Raw genomic sequence first — 11,788 nt, forward strand, 5'->3', positions numbered from 1 at the left:
GTTATGGGTGTTCGGATTCACTCAAGTAAGCCGCCAGGCGATCCATCAGGCGGTCACAGGCCGACATCTGGTCGACGCTGACAAATTCATCGGGCTTGTGCCCCTGGTCCATGCTGCCGGGACCGCAAACCACGGTCGCAATCCCGGCCTGATTGAACAGCCCGCCTTCGGTGCCAAAGGCCACGGTGCCGAAATCATCGCTGCCGCACAGCTGGGCAATCAGCCGGGCGGCGGCGCTGTCGGCGGGTGTCGCCAGGCCCGGATAGGCCGAGATTTTTTCAAAGCGGATCGCGGTATCGGTGTCCACGGCCTGCATGGCCGGCAGCAACGTCTGCTCGGCGTAGTCCTGCAGTTCATCGACGACCACTTGCGGAGCGAAGTCCGGCAAGGCGCGGATCTCGAAATCGAAACGGCAGTCCGCTGGCACGATGTTCAGCGCCGTACCGCCCTGGATCACGCCGACCTGCACGGTCGAGAACGCCGGATCGAAGCGCTTGTCGTGCAACGGCGGCCGGGCCAGGGTGGCGCCGATGTCGCCCAGCCGACCGATCAGGCGCGCGGCCTGCTCGATGGCATTGACCCCATAAGGCGCGTAGGCCGAATGACAGGCCGCACCGCGTACGTGGCAACGCATCGCCAGCTTGCCCTTGTGGCCAAGCACCGGTTTGAGCTCGGTCGGCTCGCCGATCAAACACAACGCCGGGGCCGGGATGCGTTGGGGCAACACCTCCAGCAAACCGCGCACGCCAAGGCAGCCAACCTCTTCGTCATAGGAAAACGCCAAATGCACCGGGCGCTTCAAAGGGCTGGCGAGAAACACCGGCACGGCGGCCAGCACCGAGGCCAGATAGCCTTTCATGTCCGCGGTGCCGCGACCGTACAGCTTGCCGCCTGCCTCGCTCAGGCTGAACGGTTCGACCGTCCAGGCCTGACCGTCCACCGGCACCACGTCGGTGTGACCGGACAGCACGATGCCGCCGGCCACGCTCGGGCCGACCGTGGCCAACAGATTGGCCTTGGTCCGTTCGGCGTTGTAGATCAGCTCGCAATCCACGCCCAGCTCGTGCAGGTAGTCACGCACGAACTCGATCAGCTCGAGGTTCGAGTCGCGGCTGACCGTGGCGAACCCGATCAACCGCGCGAGCATGGCGCGGCTGCGCAACTCACTCATCGCCGGGCACTCCATACGCGGGGGCCAGGGTCGGATTGAGGGCGCGGGTCAGGTAGTCCTGCAATTGCGGCTCGTAGGCCGTCCACAGTTTGCCCAGCTCGCCAATCGGGTTTTCATCGGCCCAATCCACCCGCAGGTCGACAATCGGCCAGGTCAGGTCACCGACCACCGACAACGCCGCCGAGTGCACCGCGCCCGCTTCGCCGCCGGCGTCCTGCCCGGCCTGCAAGGCGTTCATCAGGCGGGTGGCGAGGCAGCCTTCGCTGTTTTCGAAGGCCGCGACCATCGCCTCGATCACCCCACTGTTGGCCAGCAGGTTGCCGGCCGCCACGCATTGGTCACCGGCCACCGCGTTGTTGATGCCCAGCGCATGGTTGCCGCTGAACACCGCCGTACGCCCGTGGGCATCCACCACCGCCACCTGGCGGTACTGGCTGTAGCCGTTGCGGGTCAACGAGTGGTCCAGCGCCTGGGGCGGCGCCGAGCCGTTGGCCAGTTCATCGAGGATCTGCGGGCCGAGGGCCGGCAGCGTGATGTTCTGGCTCGACACCGCGCCGACCCCGGCACGCAGCCAGGGGCAGCGCGCGCCGACGGCGATGCTCGAAGAACTGATGGCAATGCCCAACTGGCCGGTCTCGGCGCAGCGACCCACGATGGAAAAAGTCATGGCGAAGTCCTTATTCAGGGATAACGGCAATCACGTCGATTTCCATCAGCCACTGCGGCTGGCCGAGGGCGCTGACCACCAGCCCGGTGGAAATCGGGAACACACCCTTGAGCCACTTGCCGACTTCCTGGTACACCGGCTCGCGATAGCGCGGGTCGATCAGGTAGGTGGTGGTCTTGACGATGTGGCTCAGGTCGCTGCCCGCCTCTTCCAGCAACTGCTTGACGTTGCGCATGGCCTGTTCGGCCTGGGCGCGCGGATCACCGAGGCCCACCAGTTGGCCGTTGAAATCGGTGCCGACCTGGCCACGCACATACACGGTATTGCCGGCGCGAACGGCCTGGCACAAATCGTTGTCCAGCGTCTGGTTCGGGTAGGTGTCTTTGGTGTTGAACATGCGGATGCGGGTATGAGTAGGCATTAACGAACTCCCATGAGGCTGGCTTTCTGAACGGGTGCGCGGGCGGCGTCGGCTTGACGCTGGGTCGCATCCCGATAATTGAAATAGGTGTGCTGCTTAACGATGTGATCGGCGATGTGCTTGGCGTCGTGCCAAACGCCCCAGATGAACGCGGAGCCACGACGGGACTGCCACGGCAACCCGACGAAATACACCCCCGGCTCGGCCGACACGCCGCGCTGGTGCTGCGGTTTGCCGTTTTCCTTGAAGGCATCGACCTTCAGCCAGCTGTAGTCGGTGGAGTAACCGGTGGCCCAGATGATCGTGGTCACGCCGGCCTTGAGCAGGTCCAGTTCCAGGATTGGGTTTGTCACGCAATCCGGATCGGCCAGCATGGCCCGGGCTTGCGGTTCCAGCGGCAGGTCCAGGCCGTTGCGCTCGATATAGGCGTCGGCCTTGTCGAGCAGCGCGAGGTAGTTTTCATCGCCACGGCGGATGTTGTCGGCTAGGTTGTCTTCAAAACTGACCACGGCGCCATTGAACGATTGAGTCAGGCCGACCAGGGTCATGCCCTGATGCGCCAGGCGGCGGAAGTCCACGGTGTGGCCGCCACGGGCACCGCTCACGGCGATGGTCACGTGTTCCTTGCCCGGTTGCATGGCCTCGGCATCCCACTCGCCCAGCACCCCCAGCCACCAGCAGAAATCGCGGTTGCGGTAGGCGCGCGGCGGACGGTCGTGGGCGCCGACCGAGAGGTAGACCTGTTTGCCGGAACGTTGCAGCTCATCGGCGATCTGCACGCCCGACGACCCGGCGCCCACCACCAGCACCGCGCCTTCGGCCAGTTGCTGCGGGTTGTAGTACTGGGCAGAGTGAATCTGGCTGATGCCGGCCATTGGCGGGGCAATCGGCGGGATGGCCGGACGCTGGAACGGGCCGGTGGCGACCACCACGTGGCGGGCCTCGATCACGCCGTCAGAGGTTTCAACGGTGAAACCCGGACGGTCGGCATTACGTTCCACTTTCCTGACTTCAACACCAGTGCGGATCGGCGCGTTGAACTTGCGGGCATAGACTTCGAAGTACTCGGCCACCTGCTCTTTGCCGGCGAAGGCGTCCGGGTCGAGGCCGTCGAATTCCAGGCCCGGGAAGCGGTCGTGCCAGGCAGGACCGTTGGCCACCAGCGAATCCCAGCGGCCGGTGCGCCAGGCTTCGGCGATACGGTTGCGCTCCAGCACGAGGTGGGGCACACCGAGTTTGCTCAGGTGTTCACTCATGGCCACGCCGGCCTGGCCGGCGCCAACAACAAGCGTATCAATTGCGGTTTTATCAACTGTCATGGCTGTGCACTTCTGAAAGGTGGTTTGATTCAGGTCGGTCATGGCTGCCGCCTCGATGCTGATCACTGTTGTTCTTCTGCTGCGGCTATCGGTATCGGGGTGTTGGCCGCATTCTGTTCGGAGCCGGGAAATAGCGAAATTATGTTTTTTGTGGTTGCTGGCGAGGAAAAAGCGTCGAGGTGACCGGCTGGCCGTGCGAGGTTGCGGTCGACCCGATCCCGGCCTATGGTCCAAGCGATGCATTGCCCGCGACCGGCGCGAAGACCCGGCGCGGATTGCTGTCCATCCAGTGCGGATTCACGCAAGGAGTGATGACATGCCCGACTATTCCCGTCCTGCCGTACTCGAACTGATTGGCAATACCCCGCTGGTACGCGTCAGCCGGTTCGATACCGGTCCCTGCACGCTGTTTCTCAAGCTCGAATCACAGAACCCCGGCGGTTCGATCAAGGACCGCATCGGTCTGGCCATGATCGACACCGCCGAACGCGACGGCCGCCTCAGGCCCGGTGGCACCATCGTCGAAGCCACCGCCGGCAACACTGGCCTGGGCCTGGCCCTGGTCGGCCGCGCCAAGGGCTATCGCGTCGTGCTGGTGGTGCCGGACAAGATGTCCACCGAGAAGGTCTTGCACCTCAAGGCCATGGGCGCCGAGGTGCACATCACCCGCTCCGATGTCGGCAAGGGCCATCCCGAGTACTACCAAGACGTCGCCGCACGGCTGGCGGCGGAAATTCCCGATGCGTTTTTCGCCGACCAGTTCAACAACCCGGCCAACCCGCTGGCCCACGAATGCAGCACCGCGCCGGAGATCTGGGCGCAAACCCAGCATGATGTGGACGCCATCGTCGTCGGCGTCGGTTCGGCCGGTACCCTCACCGGCCTGACCCGCTTCTTCAAACGCGTGCAGCCGGACCTGGAAATGGTCCTGGCCGACCCGGTCGGTTCGGTGATGGCCGAATACAGCCGCGGTGGCACCCTCCCCACCCCCGGTTCCTGGGCGGTGGAAGGCATCGGCGAAGACTTCATCCCGTCGATTGCCGACCTGTCCAGCGTGCGCCACGCCTATTCGATCAGCGACGAAGAAAGCTTCGACCATGCCCGCCAGTTGCTGCGCGCCGAAGGCATTCTCGGCGGCTCGTCGACCGGTACCTTGCTGGCGGCGGCGCTGCGTTACTGCCGCGAACAGACCCAGCCGAAACGGGTGGTGAGCTTCGTCTGCGACACCGGTACGCGATACCTGTCGAAGGTCTACAACGACCAGTGGATGAACGATCAGGGCCTGCTGCAACGCAAGCACTACGGCGACCTGCGCGACCTGATCGCGCGGCGTTTCGAGGATGGCCGGGTGATCAGCGTCGGCCCCGACGACACCCTGCTCACCGCGTTCCAGCGCATGCGCCTGGCGGACGTGTCGCAATTGCCGGTGCTGGTAAAGGGTCAGCAACTGGTCGGCGTGATCGACGAGTCCGACATCCTGCTGGGGGTGCATGAAGACGTTGCGCACTTCCGTAAAACCGTGGCCAGCGCCATGACCGACAAACTGCAGACCCTGTCCCCCGCTGCCACCCTGGCGGAACTGGAGGCAGAGCTGGGCCGTGGGCTGGTGGCGATCATCCAGGATGCCTCGGGCTTCCACGGCCTGATTACCCGAACCGACATGCTCAACCATTTGCGGAGATCCCTGCCATGAGTCAACAGGACAAAAACGCCCCGCCTCAGGGCTTCGCCACCCGGGTGATCCACGCCGGGCAAACGCCGGACCCATCCACCGGGGCCTTGATGCCGCCGATCTACGCCAACTCCACCTACCTGCAACAGAGCCCCGGGGTGCACAAGGGCCTGGACTACGGTCGCTCGCACAATCCGACACGCTGGGCCCTGGAGCGCTGCGTGGCCGACCTCGAAGGCGGCACCCGGGGCTTTGCCTTCGCCTCGGGCCTGGCGACCATTTCCACGGTGCTCGAACTGCTCGATGCCGGTTCGCACGTCGTCTCCGGCAACGACCTGTACGGCGGCACCTTCCGCCTGTTCGACAAGGTGCGCCAGCGCAGCGCCGGGCACCGCTTCAGCTTCGTCGACCTGACCGACCTGGCGGCGTTCGAGGCGTCCCTGCAGGACGACACCCGCATGGTCATGGTCGAGACCCCGAGCAATCCGCTGCTGCGCCTCACCGACCTCGCCGCCATCGCCCGCACCTGCCGCGCGCGCGGCATCATCAGCGTGGCCGACAACACCTTCGCCAGCCCGTGGATCCAGCGCCCTCTGGAACTGGGTTTCGACATCGTGCTGCACTCGACCACCAAATACCTCAACGGCCACTCCGACGTGATCGGCGGCATCGCCGTGGTCGGGCAGAACGCCGAACTGGCCGAGCGCCTGGGCTTTTTGCAAAACGCCGTCGGCGCCATCGCCGGCCCGTTCGACGCCTTCCTCACCCTGCGCGGGGTGAAGACCCTGGCCCTGCGCATGGAACGCCATTGCAGCAACGCACTGGAACTGGCGCAGTGGCTGGAGCGTCAGCCGCAAGTCTCACGGGTCTACTACCCCGGCCTGCCCTCACACCCGCAGCACGAACTGGCCCAGCGGCAAATGCGCGGATTCGGCGGGATGATCTCCCTCGACCTCAACAGCGACCTGGCGGGCGCCAAACGCTTCCTCGAGAACGTGCAGATCTTCGCCCTGGCCGAGAGCCTGGGCGGCGTGGAAAGCCTGATCGAACACCCGGCGATCATGACCCACGCCACCATCCCGCCCGATACCCGGGCAGAGTTGGGGATTGGTGATGGGCTGGTGCGGTTGTCGGTGGGGGTTGAGGATGTCGAAGACTTGCGCGCGGATCTGGCGCAGGCGTTGGCGCGGATGTGAGTTGTCCAGAACATCAGTCAAGTCCTGAGTACCCCAACCCCTGTGGGAGCGAGCCTGCTCGCGAAAGCGTCAGTTCAGTCAACATCAATGTTGAATGACATACCGCATTCGCGAGCAGGCTCGCTCCCACAGGTTTTGCGCCATCTCTCATGTTGCAGGCTGGTCAAGTACGCCGTAGCCCCTATAATCGCGCCGTTTTCGTCTACCCTCACGAAGCGTCGTGCAGCAATCAGCTTGTGCGGGGCGCATCGACATTTTTCCGCTATTGAACCGGAGAACTTCCATGCTCAAACGTACCCTGGCTATGGCCGTCGGCCTGACCCTGTCCCTTTCCACCCTGCTGGCACAGGCTGCCGAGACCCTCAAGGTCAGCGCCATTCCCGACGAAGCCCCCACCGAATTGCTGCGCAAGTTCAAGCCACTGGGCGAATACCTCGAGAAGCAACTGGGCATGAAGGTCGAGTTCGTACCGGTGTCCGACTACCCGGCGGTGGTCGAGGCGCTGGCCACCGACCGTATCGACATGGCCTGGCTGGGCGGTTTCACCTTCGTGCAGGCACGTTTGAAAACCGGCAATGCCATTCCCCTGGTACAGCGTGAGCAGGATGCGCAGTTCACCAGCAAATTCATCACCGCCGACCCAGCGGTCAAATCCCTGGCCGACCTCAAGGGCAAATCGTTCGCCTTCGGCTCGGTCTCGTCGACGTCCGGCAGCCTGATGCCGCGTTATTTCATGCTGCAGGACGGCATCAAGCCGGAAACCTATTTCAGCCGCGTCGGTTACTCCGGCGCCCACGACGCCACGGTCGCCTGGGTTCAGGCGGGCAAAGTGGATGCCGGTGTCCTCAACGCCAGCGTCTGGGAAAAACTGGTCAAGGCCGGCAAGGTCGACACCGACAAGGTCAAGGTCTTCGCCACCACGCCGGCCTACTTCGACTACAACTGGACCGTGCGCGGCACCCTCGACCCGGCCCTTGCCGAGAAAATCAAGGCCGCCTTCCTCGCGCTCGACCCGGCCAACCCGGAGCAAAAGGCGATCCTGGACCTGCAGGCCGCCAGCCGCTTCATCGAGACCAAGCCTGAGAACTACAAGGGCATCGAGGAAGCCGCGCGCGCTGCCGACCTGCTGAAATGACCCTGCATCTGAACCGGGTCAGCCTCACCCACGACACGGGCGTGCGGGCGCTGCATGAGGTCGACCTGCACATCAGCGCCGGTGAGCAGGTGGCGATCATCGGCCCCTCCGGCGCCGGCAAGTCGAGCCTGCTGAACCTGCTGGCCACCGCCCTGCGCCCCGGCAGCGGCACGGTCGAAGTGCTCGGCGAGCAAGCCTGGCAGCTCGGCGCCCGAAAGCGCCAACGCCTGCGCGCGCGCATCGGCCTGGTGCATCAGGCGCCGCCGCTGCCACCGCGCCAGCGCGTGGTCACGGCGGTGCTGGCCGGCAAGCTGGGGCAATGGGGTTTTGCCAAAAGCCTGCTGAGCCTGTTGCATCCGGTGGATGTGCCCGGTGCACGCGCGGCCCTGGTTAAACTCGACCTTGGCGACAAACTGTTCGCCCAGTGCCAGCAATTATCCGGTGGCCAACTGCAGCGCGTGGGCATTGCCCGCGTGCTGTACCAGGCCCCCGACGTGCTGCTGGCCGATGAGCCGGTGTCGGCGATGGACCCGGTGCTGGCCGGGCACACCCTGTCGATCCTCTGCCGCCACGCCCGGGAACACAAGGTGACCCTGGTCGCCAGCCTGCATGCGGTGGATCTGGCGCTGAGCAACTTCTCGCGCATCATCGGTTTGCGCGACGGCCAGATCCTCTTCGATCTTCCCGCTGCCGACGTCGACCAGGATTTGCTCGACCGGCTCTACGCCAACGAGCAACTGCAATCCCCGCCCGCTCCGGTGGCGCCCTTGAGCCTGCAGATTCCCCGATGCTGACGCGCGATACACGAGACCCGGCCACCCTGCCCCGCCTGCTGCTCAGTCTGTTGGCGCTGGCCCTGCTGTGGCCCGGCCTCCACTTCAGCGAACTGGACCTGGGCGTGCTGCTCAAGGCCGACAGCCAGAGTGAAATGGGCCGTTTCGTTTCGGCCTTCTGGCCACCGGCCCATGGCGAAGAGTTCCTCCAGCTGCTGTGGCAAGCCACCTTGCAGACCCTGGCCATCGCCACCGCCGGCATGGCCCTGGCCTTGCTGCTGGCCGTGCCCGCCAGCCTGCTCGCCAGCCGCGCCCTGTCGCTGTCGGCCGCTTCGCGCAGCGGCCGCCCGAGCGCCCTGGGCCGGTTGTTGCGCTGGCCGGTGCGCGGCTTGCTGATCTTCCTGCGCAGCGTGCCGGAAATCGTCTGGGCCCTGCTGTTCGTGCGCGCCGTCGGCCTTGGCCCCACCGCCGGGGTACTGGCCATCGCCATCACCTACAGCGGCATGCTGGGCAAGGTCTACGCGGAAATCTTCGAGTCGGTCGACCAGCGCCCCGCCCACTCACTGCTGCAAGCCGGCAGTGGCCGGTTGGCGGCGTTCTGCTACGGCATCCTGCCCAATGTCGCGGCGGAGCTGCTGTCGTACACCGTGTACCGCTGGGAATGCGCGATCCGCGCGTCCGTGGTGATGGGCTTCGTCGGCGCCGGCGGACTGGGCCAGCAGATCGACCTGTCGCTGCGCATGTTCGCCGGCGGTGAAGTGGCGAGCATGCTGCTGACCTTCTTCGTCCTGGTGCTGTTCGCCGACCAGATCAGCCGCCTGCTGCGCTGGAGGTTCGCATGAATCGCCTGATCAACCTGCTGCTGATCCTCTGCATCAGCGCCGCCGTCATCGCCTCGTTCCGCTATCTGGGCATCGACCTCGGCGAACTGACAGGCAGCGGAAACCTGAAGCAGATGGGCGCCTACGTGCTGCGCTTTCTCAGCCCGGACCTGAGCGCCAGCCACCTGCAAGCCATCGGCCGTGGCGCCGTGGAAACCATGGCAATGTCCGCCCTCGGCACCCTGCTCGCGGCGGTGTTTGGCCTGCTGCTGGCGCTGCCGGCGGCCGGGCGTTTCGGCTGGCTGCTGCAGAGCGCGTCGCGACTTGTACTCAATGGCCTGCGCGCCATTCCCGAACTGGTGTGGGCCGCGCTGATGGTGCTGGCCGCCGGACTCGGCCCGAACGCCGGCACCCTGGCACTGGCCATGCACACCACCGGCGTACTCGGCCGCCTGTTCGCCGAAGCGCTGGAAAACACCCCGCCGCAACCGGCCGAAGCCATTCGTTTGCAGGGCGGCAACGTGGTCTGGGCCTTCTGCTACGGCACCCTGCCCAACCTGTTTCCGCAGCTGCTGGCGTACATTTTGTACCGCTGGGAGAACAACATTCGCATGGCCAGCGTGTTGGGGTTTGTTGGGGCTGGGGGGTTGGGGCAGATGCTGTATGTGAGTCTTAGCCTGTTTCAGGAGGCTCAGGCTAGTACGGTGATTTTGGCGATGTTGGTGCTGGTGTTTGCGGTTGATGGGTTGAGTAGTTGGAGTCGGCAGCGGTGGGTTAAGGCGTAATGAGATGGAGTTGAGTGCCGCGCTTTATGGCTCCGATAAGATAAGTAGGAACTAAGCAGCAGTCCTCGGAATGTATAGAGCGGAAATAAACGCTCCGACCGGGACAGCTGGCGTGTAGAATAGTTCAACTTTAAACGGAGTTAATTTTGCAATGGAGTTTGTATGAGTCACGCTGAATCGTTACCACCGCCCCGCCCCATCACGATTCCGTTCAATACTCAAGAAATTGACTTGGGTGATTTTTTCACCACCCTGTGGCATCAAAAGTACCTGATCGCAGGCATAGCCCTGGCAGTCACAACGCTGGCAGCGGTCTACGCCTTTACAGCGACACCTCAATACCGGACGAAGACATTTCTTCGTCCTCCGTCTATTAAAGATCTTGATGCACTCAATCAGACAGGAGTTTACGCACTCAATCCCGAAGAATCACTCAAACGCGTCGGTGCTGCACTCAACTCCTATGAAGTGCGTAAATCCTACTTCGATCAGCACCAAGAGCAATTCTCCGGTATTGACTCAGGTGACTTGACACAAGCCTTCGAACGCTTCAACAGCGATGCATTCAGGATTACTCAGCCAAGTAACAAGGGTGGCGACAACCTTACCAACTTCGTCGGACTGGAAATCACTTTTCCGGGAACAGTCGAAGGTCATGTCATTCTTAACGGGATCGTGCAAGAGGCCATCAAAAGCGAACGCAAGCAGATCCAGGACGACTTGAACAGTGTGATTGACAACAGTCTCAACACCTTGGAACGCAAGATGGGTATTGCCCGCGCCAGTTATGAGGCCGACAAGGACTCAACCATTGCCAAAATCAGCGAAAGTGACTTTCTCCGGCGCGCACAGTTGCAGGATGAGTTGCGTGCACTTCGTACAGAGCTGCGCGACCGTCGGGAAAGTCGTATCGCCCAGTTGAACGAGTCAATCAACATCGCCCGTGAGTTGGGGATCGTGAAACCGACTACCCCCACGGCGATGGGGCAAAGCAACGGTGTAACTCAGGGCAATGTTTTTCGTGCGGAAGTTTTCAACGAGCAGTTCCCGCTGCACTTCATGGGCACTGAAGCGCTTGGGGCCGAGCGAAATGCCCTGCTGGCACGAAAGTCTGACGACCATGCCAGCCCCCGGATCTCCGAGATCAAAAAAGAGCTTCAGCTGCTGGAACAAAATCGACAGATTGAACGACTTAAATCGCGCAAAAATGATGATCTATTCCTGAACACGCTGGTTGATATGCGGGCAGAAAAAACAAGATTGGAACATATCAATCGCGATCTGAGTGACCTGGCGCTGGTCAAGATTGACCAGCAGGCTGTCAAGCCAAACAACCCGATAAAGCCTAACAAGTTGCTGATCCTGATTCTCGGGATGTTCGGAGGCTGTGTGCTCGGAATATTCGTCGCACTGATACGCGGCATTGTACTTAGGCGCTCTGCCAGCCGTTACGCGGTGAGCACAGAGAAAGTGCTTTTAGGGCAATCAACAAGCACGATGGCAAATAGCCGCATATCATGAGTGTTGGCCTGCGTGGCCTCGACGAATTTCGATGAATTGCCTGGCGATTTCAAGCTGCCGGTCACTGATGACAATGAACCATACGGCCGCGTGGGTTTCCATTTGCTGCCCTGAATAAAGGAAATCACACATGGCCGTGATTACAGGCACAACGAACAGCGATGAACTGTTCGGGACAAGTCAGCCCGACAGCATTATCGGCCTGGCGGGGGATGACATTCTCGACGGCGGTGTAGGTCTGGACACGTTGGACGGCGGCAGCGGAGATGACACCTACATTCTCGATAAAATCCCCGAGCTGAAGTCT

At 63.0% G+C, this 11,788-nt stretch carries 11 protein-coding genes and 1 pseudogene; 8 read left to right on the plus strand and 4 right to left on the minus strand.

Annotated elements, in window-relative coordinates:
- Position 1: 1 nt before the first annotated feature.
- The 4 genes from argE to KSS91_RS17460 are packed head-to-tail and all read right to left on the minus strand — an operon-like array spanning position 2 to position 3,620.
- Positions 2 to 1,171 (minus strand): acetylornithine deacetylase, encoded by a 1,170-nt coding sequence (argE, locus tag KSS91_RS17445; protein WP_217835562.1) that lies wholly within the window; start codon positions 1,169 to 1,171, stop codon positions 2 to 4.
- On the minus strand, positions 1,164 to 1,838 hold the full coding sequence (locus KSS91_RS17450) for a DUF1028 domain-containing protein (protein ID WP_007976091.1): 675 nt from the start codon (positions 1,836 to 1,838) through the stop codon (positions 1,164 to 1,166). The genes argE and KSS91_RS17450 overlap by 8 nt, the downstream gene beginning before the upstream one ends.
- A gap of 10 nt (positions 1,839 to 1,848) precedes the next feature.
- The gene (locus tag KSS91_RS17455) at positions 1,849 to 2,259 is read right to left on the minus strand and encodes a RidA family protein (RefSeq protein WP_003201555.1); all 411 of its coding nucleotides are present in this window, start codon (positions 2,257 to 2,259) and stop codon (positions 1,849 to 1,851) included.
- Positions 2,259 to 3,620, minus strand: coding sequence for a flavin-containing monooxygenase (locus KSS91_RS17460; protein ID WP_217835563.1), 1,362 nt, complete (start codon positions 3,618 to 3,620; stop codon positions 2,259 to 2,261). The genes KSS91_RS17455 and KSS91_RS17460 overlap by 1 nt, the downstream gene beginning before the upstream one ends.
- A gap of 274 nt (positions 3,621 to 3,894) precedes the next feature.
- Here KSS91_RS17460 and KSS91_RS17465 point away from each other — a divergent pair, with 274 nt between their 5' ends.
- The 8 genes and pseudogenes from KSS91_RS17465 to KSS91_RS28630 form a co-directional block, all read left to right on the plus strand.
- Entirely contained in the window at positions 3,895 to 5,271 is a 1,377-nt protein-coding gene (locus tag KSS91_RS17465) for a pyridoxal-phosphate dependent enzyme (RefSeq protein ID WP_007976080.1), read from the plus strand.
- Positions 5,268 to 6,446, plus strand: a complete 1,179-nt coding sequence (locus KSS91_RS17470) for a trans-sulfuration enzyme family protein (RefSeq protein WP_217835564.1) — start codon at positions 5,268 to 5,270, stop codon at positions 6,444 to 6,446. Before KSS91_RS17465 ends, KSS91_RS17470 begins: the two co-directional genes overlap by 4 nt.
- A gap of 283 nt (positions 6,447 to 6,729) precedes the next feature.
- Complete coding sequence (locus KSS91_RS17475; protein WP_102702713.1) at positions 6,730 to 7,581, plus strand: putative selenate ABC transporter substrate-binding protein; 852 nt, start codon at positions 6,730 to 6,732, stop codon at positions 7,579 to 7,581.
- Positions 7,578 to 8,375, plus strand: coding sequence for a phosphonate ABC transporter ATP-binding protein (locus KSS91_RS17480; RefSeq protein ID WP_217835565.1), 798 nt, complete (start codon positions 7,578 to 7,580; stop codon positions 8,373 to 8,375). The genes KSS91_RS17475 and KSS91_RS17480 overlap by 4 nt, the downstream gene beginning before the upstream one ends.
- The gene (locus KSS91_RS17485) at positions 8,369 to 9,196 is read left to right on the plus strand and encodes a PhnE/PtxC family ABC transporter permease (protein WP_102675847.1); all 828 of its coding nucleotides are present in this window, start codon (positions 8,369 to 8,371) and stop codon (positions 9,194 to 9,196) included. Before KSS91_RS17480 ends, KSS91_RS17485 begins: the two co-directional genes overlap by 7 nt.
- On the plus strand, positions 9,193 to 9,960 hold the full coding sequence (phnE, locus tag KSS91_RS17490; RefSeq protein WP_217835566.1) for a phosphonate ABC transporter, permease protein PhnE: 768 nt from the start codon (positions 9,193 to 9,195) through the stop codon (positions 9,958 to 9,960). Before KSS91_RS17485 ends, phnE begins: the two co-directional genes overlap by 4 nt.
- A 162-nt stretch (positions 9,961 to 10,122) precedes the next feature.
- On the plus strand, positions 10,123 to 11,481 hold the full coding sequence (locus KSS91_RS17495) for a Wzz/FepE/Etk N-terminal domain-containing protein (RefSeq protein WP_217835567.1): 1,359 nt from the start codon (positions 10,123 to 10,125) through the stop codon (positions 11,479 to 11,481).
- 130 nt (positions 11,482 to 11,611) lie between these two features.
- A pseudogene (locus tag KSS91_RS28630) lies at positions 11,612 to 11,743 on the plus strand (hypothetical protein); the annotation flags it as partial.
- Positions 11,744 to 11,788: the final 45 nt, after the last annotated feature.

Origin of the sequence: Pseudomonas azerbaijanorientalis (genome assembly GCF_019139795.1) — a bacterium.
In the GTDB taxonomy this organism is placed as follows: domain Bacteria; phylum Pseudomonadota; class Gammaproteobacteria; order Pseudomonadales; family Pseudomonadaceae; genus Aquipseudomonas; species Aquipseudomonas laurylsulfatiphila.